The 21,640-nt window shown below is 67.6% G+C and carries 20 protein-coding genes; 12 read left to right on the top strand and 8 right to left on the bottom strand.

Annotated elements, in window-relative coordinates; all coding sequences use genetic code 11:
* The first annotated feature begins 3 nt into the window (after positions 1-3).
* Entirely contained in the window at positions 4-702 is a 699-nt protein-coding gene (gene pdeM, locus LRR16_RS01410) for a ligase-associated DNA damage response endonuclease PdeM (RefSeq protein ID WP_232204567.1), read from the top strand.
* Between the two features lie 28 nt (positions 703-730).
* Here the strand turns inward: pdeM and LRR16_RS01415 are convergent, their stop codons facing one another.
* Entirely contained in the window at positions 731-1,486 is a 756-nt protein-coding gene (locus LRR16_RS01415; protein ID WP_006577273.1) for an IclR family transcriptional regulator, read from the bottom strand.
* A gap of 98 nt (positions 1,487-1,584) precedes the next feature.
* Here LRR16_RS01415 and LRR16_RS01420 point away from each other — a divergent pair, with 98 nt between their 5' ends.
* The 7 genes from LRR16_RS01420 (at position 1,585) to LRR16_RS01450 (ending at position 8,239) form a co-directional block, all read left to right on the top strand.
* On the top strand, positions 1,585-2,577 hold the full coding sequence (locus LRR16_RS01420; RefSeq protein ID WP_043442744.1) for a tripartite tricarboxylate transporter substrate binding protein: 993 nt from the start codon (positions 1,585-1,587) through the stop codon (positions 2,575-2,577).
* Positions 2,578-2,693: 116 nt separating this feature from the next.
* On the top strand, positions 2,694-3,377 hold the full coding sequence (locus LRR16_RS01425) for an RraA family protein (protein ID WP_006577275.1): 684 nt from the start codon (positions 2,694-2,696) through the stop codon (positions 3,375-3,377).
* On the top strand, positions 3,377-4,306 hold the full coding sequence (locus tag LRR16_RS01430; protein WP_064576341.1) for a hydroxyacid dehydrogenase: 930 nt from the start codon (positions 3,377-3,379) through the stop codon (positions 4,304-4,306). The genes LRR16_RS01425 and LRR16_RS01430 overlap by 1 nt, the downstream gene beginning before the upstream one ends.
* A gap of 84 nt (positions 4,307-4,390) precedes the next feature.
* On the top strand, positions 4,391-5,383 hold the full coding sequence (locus LRR16_RS01435) for a tripartite tricarboxylate transporter substrate binding protein (protein ID WP_006577277.1): 993 nt from the start codon (positions 4,391-4,393) through the stop codon (positions 5,381-5,383).
* A 37-nt stretch (positions 5,384-5,420) separates the two neighbouring features.
* On the top strand, positions 5,421-6,356 hold the full coding sequence (locus tag LRR16_RS01440; RefSeq protein WP_232204568.1) for an SMP-30/gluconolactonase/LRE family protein: 936 nt from the start codon (positions 5,421-5,423) through the stop codon (positions 6,354-6,356).
* Positions 6,346-7,188 carry an amidohydrolase gene (locus tag LRR16_RS01445; protein ID WP_043442750.1) on the top strand — a complete coding sequence of 281 codons (843 nt, stop codon included), beginning with the start codon at positions 6,346-6,348 and terminating at the stop codon, positions 7,186-7,188. Before LRR16_RS01440 ends, LRR16_RS01445 begins: the two co-directional genes overlap by 11 nt.
* Before the next feature lie 49 nt (positions 7,189-7,237).
* Complete coding sequence (locus LRR16_RS01450; RefSeq protein ID WP_006577280.1) at positions 7,238-8,239, top strand: tripartite tricarboxylate transporter substrate binding protein; 1,002 nt, start codon at positions 7,238-7,240, stop codon at positions 8,237-8,239.
* Positions 8,240-8,275: 36 nt separating this feature from the next.
* Here LRR16_RS01450 and LRR16_RS01455 read toward each other — a convergent pair whose 3' ends face one another.
* From LRR16_RS01455 to LRR16_RS01485, 7 genes are all read right to left on the bottom strand, one after another.
* Positions 8,276-9,640, bottom strand: a complete 1,365-nt coding sequence (locus LRR16_RS01455) for an efflux transporter outer membrane subunit (RefSeq protein ID WP_232204569.1) — start codon at positions 9,638-9,640, stop codon at positions 8,276-8,278.
* Positions 9,641-9,681: 41 nt separating this feature from the next.
* Positions 9,682-10,872: an HlyD family secretion protein gene (locus LRR16_RS01460; protein WP_232204570.1), complete on the bottom strand. Its 1,191-nt coding sequence runs from the start codon at positions 10,870-10,872 to the stop codon at positions 9,682-9,684.
* Positions 10,873-10,905: 33 nt separating this feature from the next.
* Positions 10,906-12,573, bottom strand: a complete 1,668-nt coding sequence (locus LRR16_RS01465) for an MFS transporter (protein WP_232204571.1) — start codon at positions 12,571-12,573, stop codon at positions 10,906-10,908.
* Between the two features lie 190 nt (positions 12,574-12,763).
* A complete protein-coding gene (locus tag LRR16_RS01470) occupies positions 12,764-13,570 on the bottom strand; it encodes a sterol desaturase family protein (RefSeq protein WP_232204572.1) in 807 nt (268 codons plus the stop codon).
* Between the two features lie 236 nt (positions 13,571-13,806).
* Positions 13,807-15,186 (bottom strand): MFS transporter, encoded by a 1,380-nt coding sequence (locus LRR16_RS01475; RefSeq protein WP_232204573.1) that lies wholly within the window; start codon positions 15,184-15,186, stop codon positions 13,807-13,809.
* A gap of 182 nt (positions 15,187-15,368) precedes the next feature.
* Entirely contained in the window at positions 15,369-16,679 is a 1,311-nt protein-coding gene (locus LRR16_RS01480) for an iron-containing alcohol dehydrogenase (RefSeq protein WP_232204574.1), read from the bottom strand.
* Positions 16,676-17,470, bottom strand: coding sequence for an alpha/beta fold hydrolase (locus tag LRR16_RS01485; protein ID WP_232204575.1), 795 nt, complete (start codon positions 17,468-17,470; stop codon positions 16,676-16,678). Before LRR16_RS01485 ends, LRR16_RS01480 begins: the two co-directional genes overlap by 4 nt.
* Positions 17,471-17,686: 216 nt before the next feature.
* On the opposite strand from LRR16_RS01485, the gene LRR16_RS01490 reads away from it, so the two are divergent.
* The 4 genes from LRR16_RS01490 (at position 17,687) to LRR16_RS01505 (ending at position 21,537) form a co-directional block, all read left to right on the top strand.
* A complete protein-coding gene (locus LRR16_RS01490) occupies positions 17,687-18,760 on the top strand; it encodes a type IV toxin-antitoxin system AbiEi family antitoxin (RefSeq protein ID WP_232204576.1) in 1,074 nt (357 codons plus the stop codon).
* Positions 18,757-19,620, top strand: coding sequence for a nucleotidyl transferase AbiEii/AbiGii toxin family protein (locus tag LRR16_RS01495; protein ID WP_232204577.1), 864 nt, complete (start codon positions 18,757-18,759; stop codon positions 19,618-19,620). The genes LRR16_RS01490 and LRR16_RS01495 overlap by 4 nt, the downstream gene beginning before the upstream one ends.
* A gap of 90 nt (positions 19,621-19,710) precedes the next feature.
* The gene (locus LRR16_RS01500; protein WP_053824214.1) at positions 19,711-20,433 is read left to right on the top strand and encodes a GntR family transcriptional regulator; all 723 of its coding nucleotides are present in this window, start codon (positions 19,711-19,713) and stop codon (positions 20,431-20,433) included.
* 93 nt (positions 20,434-20,526) lie between these two features.
* Positions 20,527-21,537 carry a hypothetical protein gene (locus LRR16_RS01505; protein ID WP_232204578.1) on the top strand — a complete coding sequence of 337 codons (1,011 nt, stop codon included), beginning with the start codon at positions 20,527-20,529 and terminating at the stop codon, positions 21,535-21,537.
* Positions 21,538-21,640: the final 103 nt, after the last annotated feature.

Here is a 21,640-nt window from a genome sequence, read left to right on the forward strand (position 1 = left end):
CCGATGTCGTCCGCTCCGTCGTTCTCGCCCTCGTCGGCTTCTTCATCCGCGCGTCAGGTCGAGGTTGCCGGCGAGACACTGTGGCTGCTGCCGGAGCGCGCGCTCTGGTGGCCGGCCGCCGCGATGCTGCTGGTGGCCGACGTCCATTTCGGCAAGGCCGCGGCCTATCGCGCGCTGGGCCAGCCGGTGCCGGCCGGCACCACGCGCGACAACCTGGCACGGCTGGCGGATCTGGCGGCGCGCTATCCGGCGCGCGAGCTGGTCTTTCTCGGGGATTTTCTCCATGCCCGCGCGAGCCGCACGCCGGCGGTGCTGGCGGCCCTCGCGGATTGGCGCCGCGGGCTTCCGTCGACGCTGCGCTGCACGCTGGTACGCGGCAATCACGATGCACGGGCCGGCGATCCGCCGCCCTCGCTCGATATCGCGGTGGTCAGCGAACCGTGGCGGCGCGGACCATTCGCGCTGTGCCACTTGCCGGGAGCGGCGAACGGCGGCTACGAACTGGCCGGGCACCTGCATCCCGCCTATACGCTGCGCGCCGGCTCCGACTCGGTTCGTCTGCCGTGCTTCGTCTTCGATGCGCATGCCGGCATCCTGCCGGCGTTTGGCGCCTTTACCGGTCACGCGCCGGTCAGGCGGGCGCCGGACCGGCGCCTCTATGTGATCGGCGACGACCGGGTCTGGGCCGTGCCGGCGCGCTAGCGCAACGGGTGAGCCGTCGCGGTCGGCCTCATGGATGCCAGGTCGCCGGTGCTTCGATGCGCGGCGCCGGCCGCTGGCTTCCCGCCATCGCATAGGAAAGCCGGTTCGCCGCCTCCACCACGGTCTTGGCCATCTTCAGCAACCGGGCTTCCGTCAGCCGGGAGGTCGGCCCCGAGATGCAGATCGAGCCGAGCAGCCGCCAGTGCAGCCCGAACACCGGCGCCGCCACGCTGGACACCTCGGGCTCGCGTTCGCCCATCGAAAGATGAAAACCCCGCTGCCGGATGGCTTCGTACGGCCGGCCCGACGCCCCGGAGAAGGCCAGGATCACGCGGCCGGGCGCGCCCTTGTCCAGCGGCAGCGTGGAACCGATCCGCACATGGTGCCGGATCGCCTGCGGCCCTTCGACGCGCAGCAGGCAGGCCCGCTCGTCTCCCTCTCGCACGTAGAACGACGCGCTCTCGCCGGTCTTGCGCGACAGTTCGCGCAGTACGGGCTCCACCACTTCCTGCACGTTGAACGTGGCCTGATAGCAGGCGCCGAGCCAGCCCGCCGCGCGCCCCAGGCGCCAGTTCCCGTCTTCCTTCTGCACCAGGTAGTTGTGCGCCGCCAGCGTCCTGGCGAGGCGAAGCACGGTGGTCTTGTGGATTCCCGTGCGCCGGCTGATCTCGGCCAGCGGCAGATCGGCATCGTTGACGCCAAACGCCTCCAGCACCATCAACGCCCGCGAGACGGCCGTCACGCCGCCGGCGGCGTCATCCCCGCGCTCTGTCGAGCCCTTCATCGCTCCGCTCCGATATGAAATGCGTTTTGCACAACGAAACGGCATTGTATGAGGTGAAACGACGCAACACAATGCGCGAAAACCAAACGGAGACAACCATGCAAGGCCCCTGCCGATTTTCGATCGCCGCCATCTGCCTGGCGAGCGCCTTCCTGACTTCCACCGCTGCCACCGCCACTACCGCCGCTGCCGGCTATCCCGCCAAGCCGATCCGCGTGGTCGTGCCGTTTCCCGCGGGCGGCGGGACCGACATCATTGCCCGCGAGGTAACTAACCGGGTGGCGCTGTCGACCGGATGGACCTTCGTCGTCGAGAACAAGCCCGGCTCGGGCGGCAATCTCGGCATCGATGCCGTGGCCAAGGCGCCCGCGGATGGCTACACGATCGCGCTGGGCCAGACTAGCAATCTGGCCATCAACGCCACGCTCTATCCCCGCCTTCCGTACAAGCCGCTGACCGACCTCGCGCCGATCGCGCTGGTGGCCAGTGCGCCGCTGGTGCTGGCGACGTCGACGACCTCGCCCTACAAGACCCTGGGCGAAGTCATCAGCGCCTCGCGTGCCAGGCCATCGGCCATCAATTTCGCCTCGCCGGGCAACGGCACCGTGGCACACCTCGCCGGCGAGCTGTTCCAGAAAACGGCCGGCATCGAACTGACCCATATTCCGTACAAGGGCGCGGCGCAGGCGGTCAATGACCTGATCGGCGGCCAGGTCGACCTGTACATGGCCTCGGTGCCCAGCCTGCTCGGCCATATCCGCAACGGCAAGCTGCGGGCGCTGGCCGTCACGTCGACCGGCCGCGTCGCCGACCTGCCGCAGGTGCCGACCTTTGCGGAGTCCAACGTGAAGGGCTTCGAGGCCTCGACCTGGTTCGGTTTCGTGGCCCCGGCCTCCACGCCAAAGGACATCGTCGTGCGCCTGAACGCCGAGTTCAACAAGGCGCTGCAAGCGGCCGAGCTGAAGAAGAAGCTGAACGACCAGGGCGCAACCGTGCTTAGCGGTACGCCCGATCAATTCGGCGCGCTGATCCGTCAGGACATCGCGCGCTGGGCAGCGGTCGTCAAGGCGTCCGGCACCACGCTGGATTGACGTCTTCGATCATCCCGCCCGCCGTCCCCATCCGATCCGATTCCATCCGATTCCATCCGATTCCATCCGATTCCATCCGATTCCATCCGATCCTTTCTGCCTCACGGAGTAGCACCATGGCCCTGCCCAACATCCTGAAGTCGTTCGAGCGCGTGTCGCCCGATATCGTCGCGCGCGCCGCCCGATTCCAGCCTGCCATCCTTGCCGACGTCGCGGGTCGCCGCGGCGCGGTGCACGGCCGCATCAAGCCGCTGCGTCCGCAGATGAAGCTGGCCGGGCCCGCGTTTACCGTGGAAGTGCGGCCCGGCGACAACCTGATGATTCACGCGGCGCTGGCGCTGGCGCAGCCCGGCGATGTGCTGGTCATCGACGGGAAGGGCGACCAGACCTCCGCGCTGATGGGCGCGATCATGATGAACGCGGCGCGTCAGCGCGGTCTTGCCGGCGTGGTGATGGATGGCGCGGTGCGGGACAGCCTCGAGATCGAGGCGCTCGATTTCCCGGTGTTCTCGGTGGGCACCAATCCCAACGGTCCGACCAAGGAAGTGGCCGGCCGCATCGGCCACCCGGTCTCGATCGGCGGCGTCACCGTGAATCCGGGCGACTTCGTCAGCGGCGACGCCGATGGCCTGGTGGTGGTCGAGCGCGAGAAGATCGAGTCGCTGCTGCCGCTGGCCGCGCACAAGGAAGAGGCCGAGGCCCGCCGGATTGCGCAGATTCGCGAGGGCAAGACCAATGCGCCGTGGCTGCTCGCCGCGCTGGTGACCGCGGGCGTGCTGAAGGAAGGGGAGGTGCTGTAATGACCCGCTCCGTCATTCTCGTCACGGCCGCCGATCTCGCGCAGCCGGCGCTGGACCTGCTGCGCGACTACGACGTCGTGTTCGCCGGCAAGGCGCCGCAGCCCGACGATCTCGTGGCGCTGGCCAGGCAAACCAATCCGGCTGGCATCATCGTCCGCTACGGCAAGGTCGGGGCCGACATCATGGACGCCGCCCCGGCGCTGAAGGTCATCTCCAAGCATGGCAGCGGCATCGATGTGATCGACCAGGTGGCAGCCGCCAGGCGCGGGATCGCGGTGAAGGCAGCGGTCGGCGCAAACGCGGCGGCGGTCGCCGAACATGCCTGGGCGCTGATCCTTGCCTGTGCCAAGTCCGTGCCGCAACTGCATGGCAGGATGCGGGCCGGGCACTGGGACAAAGCCGCCCACAAGACGATCGAGCTGTCCGGCCGCACGCTGGGCATCGTCGGCCTCGGGGAGATTGGCCGCCGCGTGGCCGTCATCGGGCAGGCGATGGGCATGCGCGTGCTCGCCTTCGATCCCTTTGCCCGCACTGTGCCGGAGGGCGTCGAACTGGTGGAACTGCCGGCGCTCTACCGCAACGCCGACGTGGTGTCGCTGCATTGCCCGCTGACGGACGAGAACCGCCGCATGCTCGATCGCGAAACGCTGGCGACCTTCAAGGATGGTGCGATCCTCGTCAACACGGCGCGGGGCGGATTGATCGACGAGGCGGCGCTGGTCGAGGCGATGGCGGCCGGCAAGCTGTATGCGGCCGGGCTCGACAGCTTCGAGAGCGAACCGCTGCCGTCTCCTCACCCGTTTCGCGACATTCCGCAACTGATTCTGTCGCCGCACATCGGCGGGGTCAGCGATGCCGCCTACGTGAAGATGGGCATCGGTGCCGTGCGCAACGTACTGGACGTGCTGGAGGCCACGGTCGCCACCTGAGGACTTCTTGCTGCTGGCGCCGCCATCGCGTCGCGCCAGCCGCGACACAAGATCGCCGCGGCCAACCGCGTTATGGAGACAACTGTGAAAACGACTTACCGCCTGGCTGCCGCCGCAGCCGCTATCGGCCGCACCGTGCTGCTGGCCACGACCCTGATCAGCGCCGGCGCCGCATTCGCAGCCTATCCCGACAAGCCGGTGCGCATCATCGTGCCGAACCCGCCCGGTGGCGCAGTGGACGTCGTCACCCGCAAGGTGGCGCAGCAACTGTCGGTCCAACTCGGCCAGAGCTTCGTCGTCGAGAACAAGCCCGGCGCGTCGGGCACCATCGGCACTGGCACGGTCGTCAATGCGCCGGCCGACGGCTATACGCTGCTCGCCAACGACAATTCGTACACGACGCTGCCTTACGTGTTCCGCAAGCTGAACTGGGATCATCAGTCCGCGCTGGTGCCGATCGCACCGTTTGCGTTCTCTCCGGTGGTGCTTGGCGTCAAGGCGGATTCCCGTTTCAAGGACCTGGCCGCGCTGGTCGCCCACGCGCGTGCGCACCCGGATACCGTGACGTTCGGCTCGGGCGGGGCCGGCAGCGCGCCGCACTTCGCGACCGAGGCGTTCCAGCAGGCGGCCGGCATCCAGCTGATGCATGTACCGTACAAGGGCGCGGCAGACGCCATGGTCGGGCTGTTGTCGGGCAACATCGACGTGCTGGTGCTGTCGACGCCCAGCGTGCTGTCGCAGGTCAAGGGCAAGCAGATCCGCCTGCTTGCGATCAGCGGCACGCAGCGGGCGGCAGCGCTGCCCGATGTGCCGACCTTCGCCGAGGGCGGCGTGCCGGGCTTCAGCCAGTTCAATTGGTCGGGGCTCGCCGCGCCCAAGGGGACGCCGCCCGAAGTCGTGCAGACGTTGCAGAAGGCAGTCCACCAGGCGCTCAGCACGCCGGACATCAAGGCGTTTCTCGCCAATATGGGTGCTCAGCCGGGCAATCTCGACACCGCCGGCTTTGCCAGCCTGATCCAGCGCGAGACCGCGCAATGGGCGACGGTGGCGCAGCGCGCCAACATCGAGAAGCAATGAGCCGGCGCGGGCCGACGCACAACAGGGAGCCGAACCGATGCTGTTACTGACCCAACCCGCGCTGCGCGATGCCGAAGTGTTTACGTCGCTTCCCGATGCCCTGCGATGCCGGGGCGTTGCCTCCGATTGGGCCCGTGCCAATCGCGGCGGCGCCGCGATCGACGCCTTCCTCGAAGGGCCGGTATGGGCCAACGGTTGCCTGTGGGTCACCGACATCCCGTTCGGGCGGATCTTCCGGATCTCGCCACGCGGCGATTGGGAACTGGTCGCGCAGTATGACGGCGAACCGAACGGCATGAAGTGGCTCGGTGGCGACGCGTTCCTGATCACCGACTACCGCAACGGGCTGATGCTGCTCGATGCCCGTTCGGGCACCGTGCGGCCCTGGCTGGAGCGGCGCAACAGCGAGCGCTTCCGCGGCGTCAACGACCTGACCTTCGACTCGCGCGGCAACCTGTACTTCACCGACCAGGGGCAGACCGGCATGCACGATCCGAGCGGCCGCGTCTATCGGCTGGCGCCGGACGGAAAACTCGACGTGCTGATCTCCAACGCGCCGAGCCCGAATGGACTGGTGCTGTCGGCGGACGAAACCGTGCTGTTCGTCGCCATGACGCGCGGCAACTGCGTCTGGCGCGTTCCGCTGCAGGCCGACGGTTCGGTCAGCAAGGTCGGCCAGTTCTTCACGAGCTACGGGCCCAGCGGCCCGGACGGCCTGGCGATGCGTGCCGACGGTCATCTGCTCGTCGCCAATCCGGGATTGGGCTATCTATGGGTGCTGAACCCGCGCGCCGAGCCGGTGGAGGTGATCCGCAGCCCCGTGGGGACATCGCTGACCAATGCCTGCTTCGGCGGCGACGACGGCAGCACGCTGTTCATGACCGAATCGACCTCCAGCTCGATCCTGCGGATCGAGATGCCGCAGCGCGGCGCGCCGGTGCATGGCGCGGGGAGCGGCCGGTATGGCAGGTGAGGGTGCCGCCGTGCTGGCGCACGCTTGCGATTGCCACATGCACGTCTACGACCGTCGCTACCCGGTCGCCGCCGGTGCGACGCTGCGGCCGCCGGACGCCACCGTGGCGGCGTATCGGATCGTGCAGCGGGCACAGGGTACGACGCGGACGGTCGTCGTGACACCGTCGACCTACGGCAGCGACAACCGCTGCACGCTGGATGCAATTGCGCAATTGGGCGCGGAAGCCCGCGGCGTGGCCGTCGTCGGCGCGGACGTGGACGATGCCGAGCTGGACCGGCTGCATCGAGGCGGCATCCGTGGGATCCGTTTCAACCTGACGATGCCGGGGCCGGTCGATGCCGGTGCGTTGCCGGCGCTGGCCGCGCGCATCGCGCCCTTGGGCTGGCACGCGCAGCTCAATCTGCCGGCGGGGTGGCTGCCCGATATGGCCACGACGCTGCGGCGGCTGCCGGTGCCGATGGTGTTCGATCACTACGGCCATTTGCCGTTCGGCACCGCGGAGGCCGAGCGCGGCTACGGCGTGATTGCCGATCTGGTCCAGGCCGGCAAGGCATGGGTCAAGCTGTCGGCCCCCTATATCGAGTCGCGCGATGGTCCACCGCACTATCGCGACGTCGCCGAACTGGCATCGAGGTACATCGCGCTGGCGCCGCAGCGCATGGTCTGGGGCTCGGACTGGCCACACCCGACGCTGCGCGCGGCCGGTGCCGCGCCGATCGACGATGCGGCGATGCTGGTGCTGTTTCGAGACTGGTGCGGCAACGAGGCCGTCTGCCGGCAGATTCTGGCCGACAACCCGCGACAGCTATACGGCTTCGGTCGATCGTGAAGAACATCAAGACATCAACAACATGAACAAGACAGAACAGGAGACCCTTATGGCAGGGAACCGCGGCATCCGCCGGCACCTTTGCTCGTCGCTGGCCTTCGCGATGCTAGCCGCATCCATCGGCGCACCGCTGTCAGCCTCGGCGCAATCCGACTGGCCGAGCAGGCCGATTACCTATGTCGTTCCCTATCCGGCGGGCGGGACCACCGACATCATCGCGCGGCTGGTTGCGCAGAAGCTCGGCAAGGCGTTGCAGACCACCGTCGTCGTCGAGAACAAGCCGGGGGCCACCGGGGCCATCGGCTCGGCCTTCGTTGCGCGGGCACAGCCCGATGGCTATACGCTGCTCGGCGCATCGACCGCGTCCCATGCCATCGGGCCCGCGTTGAACCCGCGGCCAACGTACGATGCCGTCAAGGGATTCACGCCGATCGCTCTGGTGGGCACGATTCCGAGCGTGCTGGTGGTCGGGGCCGACAGCCCGTATCGCGATGTCGCCAGCCTGCTTGCTGCCGCGCGCAAGCAGCCGGGCAAACTGAGCTATGCCTCCGGCGGTACCGGCACGATCCTGCAGATGTCGGCCGAGCTGCTGAAGGAGCAGCAGAAGCTGAACATCACCCACGTGCCGTACAAGGGCGATATTCCGGCGATCCAGGACGTGATGGCCGGGCATGTCGACTTGATGTTCGCACCGACGGCGCCCATTCTGCCGCTGGTGCAGTCTGGCAAGCTGCGGGCCCTGGCCGTGGCGACCAAGGCGCGCGTCGCCAACCTGCCCGCGGTGCCGACCATGGCCGAGGCCGGCGTGCCCGACTTCGAGGCGGAGCATTGGCAGGGAATCTTCGCGCCGGCGGGGACGCCGTCCGCAGTGGTGCTGCGGCTGAACACCGAGATCAACCGTGCGCTGAAGGACCCGGAGGTCGTGGCGCAACTGGATCGGCTCGGCATCAACGTAGTGGGCGGCACGCCGCAGCGGCTTGCCGACTTCCAGAAGGCGGACATCGACAAGTGGAGCCGGGTCGGGAAGGCGGCTGGCGTTGTTCTGGAATGAGGTCGGACCGGCGATCAATCGACCCCTGATCGACCCTCAATCGGTGCGCGACCAGCCGCCCCCCATCGCCTGGTACAACGCCACGCTGGCATTGAGCCAGTCCGCCTGTGCCTGGATCAGGCTCAGCTCCGCGCTCAGCAGTCCGCGCTGCGCATCGAGCTGCTCCAGATACGGCGAATAGCCGGCGCGATAGCGGTTGGTTGCGTGGCGCAGCGCGGCCGCGAGGGCATCGCGCTGCTGGCCCAGATGCAGCACCTGCGCCTCCAGCTGGCGCAGCGCCGCGAGGTTGTCGTTGACCTCCCGAAAGGCGGTCAGCGCGGTGCGGCGATAGGCGAAGGCGGCCTGATCGCGCTGGGCCGTGGCGACCTGCGCGCCGGCCTCGATGCGGCCGCCCTCGAACAGCGGTGCCAGGATGCTGCCGCCGAGCGACCAGATGCGGACCGGGCTGGCGACGCCGCTCGCATACAGCAGGCCGGCCGATCCCGACAGATGCAGCCGCGGCAGGAAGGCCTTGCGCGCGGCGTTCAGGTTGGCATCGCTCGCGGCCAGCTGGAATTCGGCCTGCGCGACGTCGGGCCGCCGCCGCAGCAGGTCGGCGGGCAGGCCGTCGGGGACCGGTGGAGGCCGCAGGGCGGACAGCGCGGCGCCGCGCGCGATCTCTCCCGATGGCGAGTCGCCGATCAGCAGCAGCAAGGCGTTCTCCTGGCGGGCGACGGCCAGCTCGGCCTGCGGCACCGCCTGCGCGGTGGACTCGTACTCGGCGCGCGCCTGGGCGTACTCCAGCTGCGAGGTGTAGCCGGCCTCCGCCCGGCGCCGCGCCAGCCGCAAGGCGTCCTCGCGGGCGGCCAGCGTCTGGCGTACCACGGCAAGCTGGGCGTCGAGCGCGCGCAGCGTCAGATAGGCGCGCGCGGTGGCCGCGGCGACCGACAGCACCGCCGCATCTCTTGCGGCTTCGCTGGCCCGTGCGCCCGCAAGCGCGGCCGCCGACAGGTCGGCCAGGCGGCCGAACAGATCGATCTCATAGGCCGCCTGGAACTGCGGTTCGAACGAATTCGAAATCGACTCGCGTCCGAGCGCATTGAGGCTGCGGGAGCGTCCGCCCGTCGCGGTCGCATCGAGCGTCGGCAGCAACTGGGCCTGCGCGAGCCGCTGCTGGGCGCGCGCTTCGGCGACCCGCGCGGCGGCGACGCCAAGGTCGGCATTGCTCGCCAGCGCGCGCTCGACCAGTTGTGCCAGCACCGTGTCGCCATAGCGGCGCCACCAGTCGCGCTCGAGCGGCACGCTGGGACCGGGTTCGACGCGCCACGCCGGTGGCGGCGTCAGCGCGGCGGCGGCCGGTGGTGCGGGCCGCGGGCCCATGCAGCCGAACAGCAGCGGCAGCGCCGCGGTGCACAGGACCACGCGCAACGCTGTCCGAATACGTGGGAGGCAAGTGCCAGCCGTCATCGCGTGCGGGACTCCGCTCCCCGCGTATCGACCTCGACCCGCACCGACATGCCGGGCCGCAGCCGCGCCGCGAGAGGCTGGTCCGGATCGATGGCGATACGCACCGAGATCCGTTGCGCGACCTTGACGAAGTTGCCGGTCGCGTTGTCCGGCTGGATCACCGCGAACTCCGAGCCTGCCGCCGGCGCCAGCTGTTCGACATGGCCGGTCAGCCGCGCGTCGTCGAGCCCGTCGACGCGGAAGCTCGCCGGCTGGCCGGGCGCCATGTGCGAGGTCTGCGCCTCCTTGTAGTTGGCGATCACCCACAACGTCGGCGGCACCAGGAACATCGCCTGCGTGCCGGCCGTGACGTACTGGCCCAGGCGCGCGCCGATCTGGCTCAGTTGTCCATCCTGCGGGGCGCGCAACACGGTGTTGGCCAGGTCGATCTCGGCCAGCTTCAACGCGGCGCGCGCCGCTTCGACCGCCGCCTGCAGCCCCTCGCGGCTGACCGCGACGGCCTGCACGTCCTGGCGGGCAATCTCGGCGGCGGCGCGGGCCTGGCGCACCGCGGCTTCGGCCTGCCGCAGCGCGGCGCGCGTCTGGTCGCGCTCGCGCAGCGACACCGAACCGTCCGCCACCAGTTCGTCGACCCGCCGCATATCGGCCTGCGCCCGCAGCAGTTGCGCCTGCGCGTTGGCGAGGCTGGCCTGCTGCGCCAGCACCGTGGCCTCGCGCGAGCGGCGCGTCTGGTCGGTGTTGTTCAGGTTCGCGACCTGCGTGTCCAGATTCGCGCGCGCCTGCTCGACCCGCTGGCGGTAGATGCGGTCGTCGATCTTCAGCAGCACCTGGCCGGCCTTGACACGCTGAAAGTCGCGCACCGGCACATCGGTGACGTAGCCGCTGACCTGCGGGCTGATCACCGTCGTCTGCCCGCGCACATAGGCGTTGTCGGTGCCCTGGATCACGCGCGTAAACGGCGGCAGTCCCCATGCGTACAGGATGATCAGGATGCTGGCGAGCGCGATCGCGACGACGATCACGGTGGCCCGCCGCGTGCCCTTGGGCGGCGACCAGCCGGTCGGTGGCGCCGAGGGCTGCTGCGGTACCTCGACGGGGTCCTGCAGGCGCTCGTGCGACTCGGCCTGACCGGACTTCTGGGCGGAAGGGGTGGGGCCGGGCTCGCGGGGCGGCGTTGGGTCGGTCACCGGTGGCTCCAGAGATCGTTGTTGTTGTCGCGGCTATTGCTGACGCTGCCGCATTCTTGCCATCGCTTCGAGCGGCTCGGCCATCGGGTTGTGGCCGCGAATCCGATCGCGGATATAAAGTGCCAGCAGCCAGGCGAAGGTCACCGAAGCAATGATGCCGATCATCAGGAAGACATCGTTGAACGCCAGCACATTGGCCTCGCGCGTGACCTGCTGCGCCAGCAGCGCCGAGCCTTCGAATTGCCGCAGCGTGGGGTCGGACAGCACGCGTCCGTAAGCGCCGCCCAGCGCCTGGATGCGTGCCGCGTCGAGCGGGTCGGTCAGCGTGATCGACTGCACCAGCGAATGCGAATGGAACTTCTCGCGATAGACCTGGAACGTTCCCAACAGCGCAGAGCCGGCCAGGCCGCCAAGCGATTGCGTGATGCCGAACAGCGCCGAGAAGCTGACGATATGGCTCATGCCCCTGGACAGCGCGCGCAGCATGCCGATCAGCAGCGTCGGGCCCATGAAATAGACCGCGGCGAACGCGATCAGCGCCTGGCTCAGGTACATGTTGGCCGGCCGCGTCAGATTGTTCGAATGCGCGTCCATGAAGGCGCCGATCGCGATCAACAGCAGGGAAATGCGGATCGGCCGCTCGAGATTCAGTGGGTTGACCGTCAGCGCGCTGACGGCCAGGCCGGCGATGGTCGCCAACGAGACCACGACGTACAGCGGAACCAGCTGGTCGTTGCCCATGCCCAGCGCCGTCAGCAGGCCGACCGCGCCGTAGGCCTGCTCCGACAGCAGCACGCGCACGGCGATCGCCACCAGCGCGAAGCGCAGCATTGCGCGACTGCTCAGCCAGCGCGTGTTCAGCAGCGGGTTGGCACGGTTGTGTTCGATCCACAGGGCCGCGGTGATCAGCGCGACCGCGCCGCACAGCGCATAGCCGAGCCAGGCGGCCTCGGTCCACCACAGGATGCGGCCCTGGCTCAGTACCGCGCACAACAGCGCCATGCCGGGCGCGAACAGCGCGAAGGTCAGGAAATCGAGCTTCTCGAAGGCGCGGATGCGCTCGCTCGGTGGCAGCCGCAGCAGCGCCACCGCGACCAGCGACAGCAGCGCCAGGCCGAGTTCGAACAGATACAGCGCCTTCCAGTTGCCGGCTTCGAGCATGCCGGAGGTGAGGACGCGGGCCAGCGGCGTGGCCAGTTGCGGCACGCCGATGCCCAGCACGATCCCCTTGAGCCGGTGCGCCGCCGGCATCGACTGGATCATGTAGTACAGCGCCAGCGTGCTCAGGCCGCTGGCCGCGATGCCATTGGCCGCACGCACCAGCAGCGCCGTCTCGAAGGTATGGACGAAGATGTGGGCGAGCGTGACGACGACATAGCCCAGCAGGAACAGCCGGGCGAAATGCTGCAGGCCGTATTGCTGCCGGAACTTGATCAGCAGCATGCTGGCGCAGACGTTGGTCATCACGTAGACCGTCGACAGCCAAGCCGCCTGATCGCTGTAGAGGCCGAATACCCCCTGGATATTGTTCAGGTTGGCGATCACCAGCGCGTTGCCGAAGCCGGCGGTCAGGCCGATCAGCACGCCGACGCAGAAATAGCCGACGCGCCGTGGCGCCGGATGATCGGGCGTCGCGGGAGAGCCCGGAATGGTGGGCCGCTCATGCGGCTTGAACTGGTATTCGGCCGTGGCAGCGCCCATTGGCATGACGGGAAGCGGGTTCAGCGAAGGTCCAGCGGGTTTGATGATTGCCGCTGCCGGGCTGAAGTGTCAAGCCATCGTTTGGGTGTCGGGGCAGGCAGTACGGAACGAAGTCCGACACCGGTTGGCCATCAAAAGCGATGGCCGGGACGTGAATCCCGGCCATCGCTCGAGGGAAGGCGGTCCGCTGTCAGGCCGCCATCGCGCGCCGTTCATCCTCGGTCAGCTGCGGACCGTCCAGGGTCACGCGGGAATCGTCGTGGCGGAACTTGCGGATGATCGGCTTCAGTTCCTCCTTGATATGCGCCTCGCTGTAGCCGTTGAACATGTGGCCGAGCAGGCCGCGGCGCAGATCGCTGGTGCCCATCAGCCAGTCGGCGATCGGGAAGGTCAGGTTCATGTTGTAGTGCATCATGATTCCCTGGTTGTGGTGCGCGGTATGGTGCCGGCGAATGGTGTTGATGAACGGCATGTTGCGCACGAACCAGTTGTCGTGGACATGGCAGCAGTAGTGGAACACCTCGTAGACCAGGTAGTGGCCGACCATCGTCATGAAGACGATATAGGCGGCGTTGGCATTGATCAGCAGATAGGCCAGATAGCCGAGCAGGCCACCACCGACACCCAGCGTGATCAACACGCGCCAGGGGAAGAACACGATGCGGAATTCGCGCGTGGTGTCGATGGTCGGCTCGTTATCGGTGAAGTACTGGTGATGCTGGCGAGTGTGCCGCTCGTAGATCGCGCGCAGCGCGAACACGTCGATGCGCCGGTGCATCACGTACTTGTGCATGAACCATTCGACCAGGTTGCCGGCAAGAAAGACCGGCAGCACCAGCAGCCATTCCCACGTCGCGTTCTCCAGCCGCGTCGCGCAGTAATAGAGCGCGGCGATGCCGGCGGCAAAGATCACGCCGATATGCAGCAGGCCGTTGTATAGCGGGCTGATATCGGCCTTGTATTGCTCGCGGAATTTGCGTTGGCGTTCGCTCATCATGATGTTGTCTCCTGTCTATGCCGAACTGACATCGTACTAATATATTAGTGGTATATGAAAATGTGTCAAACGGTTTTTCGGCGCGGTACGTCAGGCCGGCCATCAAGCAACCCATCAAGCAAACGGCCCTCGAATGGAGGGCCGTGCGGACACCGTCGTCCCCGCGAAGGCGGGGACCCAGTGACGTTTCGAAACGCTGGGTTCCCGCTTTCGCGGAAACGACATGGCAGGTTTGTTCAGCTCGACACTTCCTCCAGGCACCGGCCCTTGGTCTCGATGCCGAGCCACAGCACGGCGATCGCGGCGATCGCGAACGACAGCGCGCCCAGCGTGAAGATGCCGCCCTGGCCTGTGACGGGCAGCAGCACGCCGACCAGATACGGGCCCACCAGCGAGCCGATGCGGCCGATCGACGAGGCGAAGCCCGAACCGGTTGCACGGGAGCGCGTCGGATACAGCTCCGGCGTGTAGGCATACAGCACGGACCACATGCCGAACAGGAAGAACTGCATGCACAGCCCGGCGGCGATCAGCTGTTCGACCGGCAGCTTCAGCACTGCGGCCTGTCCGTACAGATAGGCGGACGCGGCGCTGCCGAGCAGCATCAGCGCGCAGGTCGGCTTGCGCCCCCATTTTTCCAGCAGCCATGCCGAGAAGATGAAGCCGGGAATGCCGGCCAGCGAGATATAGACGGTGTACAGCACCGACTTGGTCACCGCGTAGCCGGCCTGCTGCAGCAGCGCGCCGAGCCAGGTGGTCAGGCCGTAGTAGCCGAGCAGCGCGAAGAACCACACGCCCCACAGCATCACGGTGCGTCTGGCGTACGGGCCTTTCCACAGCTCGCCGAACATCGTCTTGCGATCGTGGACCGCGGCCGGCGCGAAGCCCTGTTGGACTTCCGGCAACGGCTTGCCGCTGGCGCGCTCCACGCGTGCCTCGATGCCGGCCATCACGGCCTCGGCCTCGCGTTGCCGTCCCGCCCCTTCGAGCCAGCGCGGGGATTCCGGCACCAACCGCCGCACCACGAAGACGAACGCCGCAGGAAACGCCATCGCGATGAAAATGCCGCGCCAGCCGATTACCGGCAACGTCAGATACGCCAGCAATCCCGCCGCGATAAAGCCGATCGGCCAGAAGCCCTCCAGGATCGCGACATACTTGCCGCGGCTCCTGGCCGGCACGATCTCGGACACCATCGACAGCCCGATCGGAAATTCCATGCCCATGCCGAATCCGAGCAGCACACGGTACAGCATCAGCGAGGTCACGCTGTCCGCCAGCCCGCACATCAGGCTGCCCACGCCCCAGAAGATCATGCTGACCTGGAACACCGGCTTGCGGCCGAAGCGGTCGGCCAGCATGCCGGCCACCGCGGCGCCGGCAAACATGCCCAGAAAGCTGGAGCTGGCGAGCAGGCCGGTCTGCGCCGCGCTCAGGCCGAACTCGGCTTTGATCGAGCCGAGCACGAAGGTCATCATGCCGAGGTCCATCGAGTCGAAGAACCACGCGGTGGCGATGATGCCGAACAAGGTGCGCTGATAGCGGGTCATGGGAAGGCGCTCGAGCCGCGCCGCGACTCCGGGGGTCAGCGCCACACTGCCTGCCGACATGTCCATGGTTGTCTCCTGTCTTTGTCGTGGGGCCGCCTGTTGGCGGTCTGGCTAATATATTAGATGGATGCTATACGTATGCAAACTGCGCACAGGGAATGAGGTGCCGCGTTGACGTTCGGGGCGCCATGTTCTTTCCCGGGAAGCGTTATCTGGCGCGGCCTGGCGGACGAGGCTCGGGATTTGCCCTAAGCCGCCCGGCGGGAGGCCGAGGCGGCGTCGCGGGCGGCGAGTTCGCCGCGCCACGCGTGCTCGATGACGCGCGCATAGGTGCCCGGCAGGTCGTCGACGGGAAACGCCTGTGCCAGCCGCGTGACGCCCAATGCGTCGCGCGTCAGAGCGGGCAGCGCGTCGCGCGGCACACCGAAGGCCTGCAGATTCGACGGAATGTCGAGCGCGTCGATCAGGTCCCGCACGGCCAGCGGCACGCCGGCGATGCGCTCGGCGTCGCTGTCAGCGTCGACACCGAACAGCGGCGCGAGCGCCAGCAGATCGGCGCCGCGCGTGGTGCGCAGCGCGTCCAGCACATAGGGCAGCATCACCGCATTGGTACTGCCATGCGAGCGGTGGGTCAGGCCCGCGACGGCGTAGGCGATGCCATGCACCGCGTTCAGGCCGGCACTGCCATAAGACAACGCGGCGTAGAGGCTGGCATAGGACATGCCGATTCGCGCTTCGATATCGCGGCCGCCGGCTGCACCGTTGCGGCCGTCGCCGACGTTGCCGCTGTCGCGATAGGCGCGCAGCAGGTAGCGGCTGCACAGCGCGATCGACTCGCGGGCGAACAGCATCGTCAGCGCCGAGCGGCCGCTATAGCCGGGATCGGCGTTGCCTTGCCGCGGGTAAGCCGCGCTGTCCACGGTCAGGTACGACTCGATCGCATGCGTCAGCGCATCGATGCCGGCATCCGCGGTGACGCGCGGCGGACAGGTGTAGGTGAACTCGGGATCGATCAGCGCGATCTGCGGGCGCAGCCCGTTGTCCATCACCGCGATCTTGGTCGCGTTGTCGGGGTCGACGAGGATCGCGCCGGGGGTCGCCTCGGAACCGGTGCCGGACGTGGTCGGCAGCGCGACCAGCGGTATCGGCCGCGTGCCGGCGGGCAACGCACCGGCGAACTCGCGCACAGGCCGGCCTTCCAGCAGCGTCAGGCTCAAGGCCTTGGCAAGGTCGATATTGCTGCCGCCGCCCAGCGCGACCAGATGATCGGGAACACGGCCACCGAGCCGCGCGCGCAGGGCCAGCGTGGCCTCGTCGCACAGCGTCGTGCTCGGATCGGGCATGCCGCCGTCGTAGACCAGCGTGTCGATGCCGGCCGCACGCGCGGCCTCGACGTATTCGGCGGCCCACGGCGTGCGCTCGGTGAAAAAGGGATCGGTGACCAGCACGCCGTGACGATGGCCGAGCCGCTGCAGCAGGGCCGGCAGTTGCGCGCGCGTACCGGCGCCGACGATCAGACGCGCCGGCGCGCAGAAGTAGACCAGGTCTTCGATTCTCATGGCAGCTCCAGGGGGATGGATGGAGAGGGGGCAGGCGTGTCCCCGGTGTGGATCGAGTCGGCGAGTTGTCGCAGCCACGGCGAGGCGAACTCGCAGACCGCATCGGCATGACCGGTCAGCAGGCCATGGCCGGCGCGTTCGATGGTGGCCAGACGGCCGGCGGGCAATCCATTGGCCAGCGCCTGCGCATGGGGCCAGGGGCAGTCGTCGTCATCGCGGCCATGAAGGACCAGGGCCGGCATCGGCAGCGTGGGCAAGCGCGGACGCTGGTCGGTCCGCCGGATCGCCTGCCACGTCAGCGCAACGGCGGCGTGGTCGGCTGCCTCGCTCAATCCGAGCCGGCGCTCGCGCGCCGCGATCTCGTCGAGCAGCGGCGCACCATCGCCGGCGCCGAACCAGCGCGTCTCGCACAGGGCAGGCGAGCCCGACAGCAACCACAGCGCGAGCGGCGAGCGTGCCCCGCCACGGCCGTCGCGGTAACGGTCCGCGTACTCCAGGGCCACCGACACCCCCATGCTCCATCCCGCCAGCACGAAGGGACGCCCACCGGCATGCCGTTCCACGACCTCGCGTACCGCGGCCGCATAGCGCTCCAACGTGTACCCGCCGGCCGTGGCCGGCCGCGGCGCCGCCCCACGTCCCTGCAGATTCGGCAGCACGAAGGTGCAGAGCGGGCTCAACCGTTGCGCCACCGGCAACCACGCCGCGCGCGTCCCCTGGATGCCGTGCAGCGCCACCACGCACAACGGCCCGCTGCCGACTTCGATCACGTCCATGGAGTTTGCCGCCATGGTGTCTCCTGTACAGCTAATATATTAGATGGATCATAGTAGTGTACAGAATGGCAGGAAGGCAAGCGGATAGTCGGTAAGGGACGGGGCCAGTGGATTGCGTGCATCGGCGCCACGCGAATTTTCACTGGAACGGGCACTATCAGCATTTGCTGAAATGGCCTGTTTCAGTGAAAATCGCGCACATCGACTGTTCAGAAACGCCACTGCCATCAGATGACGTTCACCGAAGTAGCGACCCCGGCACTTGAACGCGAGGCGACAGCGTTGCGCACGCTATTGCGGCAGGTGCCAGTGATCGAACGCCTCGAGTTGGCGACCGCCTTTCCCGAAGACATGGGGCCGGGCGTTGTCGCCGACATTTGCGTCGAGGACCGGTGCCATACGCTGGTCTGCCGCGTTGTCACAAGCGGCCAACCCCGCCATGTGCGAGCCGCATTGCTGGAGCTTCGGCATCTCGGGGCGGTTGGCGGTCGGGACGACGCGACGCCAGTGCTGATTGCACCGTATCTCTCCGCCGCAGCGCGGGCCTTGTGCCGCGAGCACAATGCGGGTTACCTCGACCTCGAGGGCAATGTTCATCTCGTATTCGGCAGCGTCTTCATCGAGCGGACGGTGACAAGCAAGCCGTTGGCCGAACGCCGCGACCTCCGTTCCTTGTTCAAGCCGAAGTCGGCGCAGATGCTGCGCGTGATGCTGCGTGAGCCAGGGCGCGCGTGGCGCGTCACGGCACTGGCCGAAGCCGCCGGCATCAGCCTGGGCCACGCCAGCAATGTCCGAGCCGGCTTGCTCGATCGCGAGTGGGCGAAGGTCTCGCGGGACGGCCTCTTCCTTTCCGAGCCCGATGCGCTGCTCGATGCCTGGCGCGACGCCTACGAGCCGCCGGTCGGCAAGCGTCACGGTTTCTATACGCCCCTGCATGGCAGTGCGCTCGAGCATGCGGTACGAGATGCGATGCGGACGCGGACCGGCCTGATGACGCTTGCCTCCTTCTCGGCGGCGCAATGGCTTGCCCCCTATGCCCGCACGGCGACGCAGTATTTCTATGCCGACGAGGCGGGACTCGAACAACTGCGCTCGGCGTTGAAATTGTCACCGGCATTGAAAGGCGAGAATGCCGTGGTGATGACGCTGGAGGACCATGGTCCGTTCCGCGATACGGTCGAGCCGGCCCCCGGTGTCATCTGCACGAGTCCCGTTCAGACCTACCTCGACCTCGCGAATGCCGGCGAACGGGGCAGGGAAGCGGCCGATCATCTGCGGAAACATCAGCTCGCCTGGCACACATGAAATCCGGTGAACCGCAATCCGCGGTGGACTACGACGATCGCACGACAGCGGCGGTCCAGACGGTACTGATCGAAATCGGTCAGATTCTTGGCAGCTTCAAGGGAAAATTCGCCATTGTCGGCGGCGCGGTGCCTTGGCTGTTGCTGGGCAAGACAGACGATATGCCGCATGTCGGCACCATGGACGTCGATCTCGGACTGGATGCCGAGGCCTTGGGCGACGGCCAGTATGCGACGCTGGTCGACGCGCTGAGGCAGCACGGATACGAAAAGCGCCGTACGCTCCGGCGCTTTCAGTTGGTGCGCGAGGTTCCTGCAATGGACGACGGCCCGCCGATCGATGTCATCGTCGATTTCCTGATGCCGCGGGATGCCGAGATCGTGAAGAACGTTCCGCCGTTGATCAGCGACTTTGCGGTACAGCGTGCCGACGGCACGGATCTCGCGCTGCGCTTCTACCAGATGGTGGCGATTGCAGGACCGATGCCGACTGGCGGGACCAATCGCGTGGAAATTGCGGTGTGCTCGATTCCGGCGCTGCTTGCGATGAAGGGGCATGCGCTAGCCGGGCGCTACAAACAGAAGGATGCCTACGACATCTATTACTGCATCCGCAACTACCCCGGAGGACCCGAGGCGCTCGCCCAGGCTTGCCGTCCATTGCTCGATCACCCGAGTGGCACGATGGGCTTCGATTGCATCGCGCGCAAGTTCGATACGGTAGAGGGCTTCGGGCCGACCTGTGTGCGAAGGTTTGTCGAGGATACCGATGTCCTGCGCGACCGGACGCCCGAACAGTGGCAGCAGGATGCGTTCGGACAGGTCGATGCCTGGCTGCGGGCGCTTGCTTTGCGTCGCTGAGCGTCGCGGCGATATCGCTGCCGGGTTTCCCGCTCGCACGCAAAATGACTCATATACAATTTGCATTCGTCAAACATGCAAACGACGTCAATGGTCAAGAAAGCGGCGACAGTCAGGCGGGCGGCGGCCCATGTCGAGGATGACGGCAGCGAGAACGGGGCCGGGCCGCGGGGGCGGCTGACGGACCAGGCCTATCGGTGGATCGAGGAAGCGATCGTCACGCTGCAGCTTGCGCCTGGATCGTCGGTCTCCGAATTCCAGTTGAGCGAGATGACGGGCATCGGCCGCACGCCGATCCGCGAGGCGATTCAGCGGCTGGCGCGCGAGCATCTGATCGTGGTGCTGCCGCAGCGCGGCCTGCTGGTTCCGCCGATCGACGTGGCCAAGCAATTGCGGCTGCTGGAGACGCGGCGCGAGGTTGAGCGGTTGATCTGCCGCAGCGCGGCTCGCCGTGCCACGGTCGAGGAGCGCCAGGCCTTCCGGCGCCTTGCCGCCGAGTTCGAGCGCGCCGTCAAGAAAGGGGACGAAGTCGCGTTCGTGCGCGCCGATGCGGGTTTCAACGAGCTCTGTCTGCAGGCCGCGCGCAATGAATTCGCCGAGGGTGCGATGCGGCTGATGCATGGGCTGTCGCGCCGCTTCTGGTATTTTCACTACAAGCAGGCCGCGGATCTTCCCGAGATGGCGCGCCTGCACGCCCGTGTCGCCGCCGCCATCGCGGAAGGCGATGTCGACGGCGCGGGCGAGGCGCTCGACGCGCTGCTGGACAATATCGAAGACTTCACCCGCGCGACCGTGCTGGGCGACCGCCGCTAGGGGTTGCGAAGCGCGGCCGGCCCAGGCCATGCAAGACCATTCAGGCATTCGGCCGGCACGGCGCGGGTTTGCAACCAAGGAACCCACCAACGCATGCCACGTCGTCAGACTCGCCAGATCCGCCCGTTTCGTCTGCTCCCGGCCCTGCTGTTCAGCCTGCTGACTGCCCCAGCCTTCGCGCAAGCCCCCACGCCGCCCGCGTCGACCGACCCCGTCCCGGCCGCGGTCGAGGTCCGCAATCTGACCACGCCGACCACCTGCGCCGAGGAGGACAACGTCTCCTTCGCGCTGTCGGCCCCGTCGATCCAGCGCTTCCGCGTCGAGGCGCTGCATCCCGCCTATATCGGCAAGATCCGCAAGGACAGCTCGGCGCCGGACTTCTCGGGCTGCAATTTCGGCGATACCCCGCATCCGACCGATCCGCGCCACGCGTTCAAGCCGCGCAAGGTCCGTCTCTATGACGGCAAGGATCTCGCGATCGTGGGCATCACGTTCGACAGCTTCTGGCGGCCGCAGCGCGTGCCGGTCACCGTGGGCGGGCGCAAGGACGGCGGTTTCCATCTGATTCAGTTCTTCGACAAGCGCAAGGGCGCCAAGGGCAAGGTCGTCGAGACCGAAGTGCTGGTGCTCTATCCATCGGACGGCTACTGGCGCGCCAAGCCGCTGCCGGCCGCTCACCTGCCCGACAACGCCTACGGATCGTCGTTCCTGATGGGGCCGGTGCAGCAGGACCTGCGGCCGATCGTCGATATCGCCCACATCGATATCGATCCGCGCCAGCGCACGATCGGCCTGCGCTTTACGGCCGGCGGCGAGGCACAGGTGGCGATCCGCGAGATCAGCCGCACGCGCACCGCGCTCGACGTCGCCTTCAGTCCGCCGTATCGCGCCCAGGCACCGTTCGCGATGCTGCGCTCGATGTACGTGACCGAGGACAATGCCGACATGAGCCGCGTGGCCTGGCAGGACCCGGCCGGCCAGCGCCGCGATGCCACAGTCGCCGAGGTGTCGGACTGGCAGGCCAGCGATGTCCGCTTCGGCCGTACCGTGCCGTCGCGGCACAACACCAGCGCCCCGGACATTCGCTTCAGCGATTTCCGCTGACCTGCCTGCACGGTCTGCCGCCTTTGTAATTCCGGCCACCGGAGCGACGTGGCGGCCGGCGTGCCATGGCACCGCCACCGGCGGAACGAAGTTTGCTTGATGA

The organism is Cupriavidus sp. UGS-1, assembly GCF_021213615.1.
GTDB lineage: Bacteria > Pseudomonadota > Gammaproteobacteria > Burkholderiales > Burkholderiaceae > Cupriavidus.

Coding starts and splice junctions, on each gene's coding strand:
- LRR16_RS01430 (WP_064576341.1), top strand. CDS start 3,377: ATGACCCGCTCCGTCATTCTCGTCACGGCCGCCGATCTCGCGCAGCCG.
- LRR16_RS01505 (WP_232204578.1), top strand. CDS start 20,527: ATGCCACGTCGTCAGACTCGCCAGATCCGCCCGTTTCGTCTGCTCCCG.
- LRR16_RS01450 (WP_006577280.1), top strand. CDS start 7,238: ATGGCAGGGAACCGCGGCATCCGCCGGCACCTTTGCTCGTCGCTGGCC.
- LRR16_RS01490 (WP_232204576.1), top strand. CDS start 17,687: ATGACGTTCACCGAAGTAGCGACCCCGGCACTTGAACGCGAGGCGACA.
- LRR16_RS01480 (WP_232204574.1), bottom strand. CDS start 16,679: ATGAGAATCGAAGACCTGGTCTACTTCTGCGCGCCGGCGCGTCTGATC.
- LRR16_RS01425 (WP_006577275.1), top strand. CDS start 2,694: ATGGCCCTGCCCAACATCCTGAAGTCGTTCGAGCGCGTGTCGCCCGAT.
- LRR16_RS01445 (WP_043442750.1), top strand. CDS start 6,346: ATGGCAGGTGAGGGTGCCGCCGTGCTGGCGCACGCTTGCGATTGCCAC.
- LRR16_RS01420 (WP_043442744.1), top strand. CDS start 1,585: ATGCAAGGCCCCTGCCGATTTTCGATCGCCGCCATCTGCCTGGCGAGC.
- pdeM (WP_232204567.1), top strand. CDS start 4: ATGTCGTCCGCTCCGTCGTTCTCGCCCTCGTCGGCTTCTTCATCCGCG.
- LRR16_RS01465 (WP_232204571.1), bottom strand. CDS start 12,573: ATGGGCGCTGCCACGGCCGAATACCAGTTCAAGCCGCATGAGCGGCCC.
- LRR16_RS01440 (WP_232204568.1), top strand. CDS start 5,421: ATGCTGTTACTGACCCAACCCGCGCTGCGCGATGCCGAAGTGTTTACG.
- LRR16_RS01470 (WP_232204572.1), bottom strand. CDS start 13,570: ATGATGAGCGAACGCCAACGCAAATTCCGCGAGCAATACAAGGCCGAT.
- LRR16_RS01500 (WP_053824214.1), top strand. CDS start 19,711: ATGGTCAAGAAAGCGGCGACAGTCAGGCGGGCGGCGGCCCATGTCGAG.
- LRR16_RS01485 (WP_232204575.1), bottom strand. CDS start 17,470: ATGGCGGCAAACTCCATGGACGTGATCGAAGTCGGCAGCGGGCCGTTG.
- LRR16_RS01475 (WP_232204573.1), bottom strand. CDS start 15,186: ATGGACATGTCGGCAGGCAGTGTGGCGCTGACCCCCGGAGTCGCGGCG.
- LRR16_RS01495 (WP_232204577.1), top strand. CDS start 18,757: ATGAAATCCGGTGAACCGCAATCCGCGGTGGACTACGACGATCGCACG.
- LRR16_RS01415 (WP_006577273.1), bottom strand. CDS start 1,486: ATGAAGGGCTCGACAGAGCGCGGGGATGACGCCGCCGGCGGCGTGACG.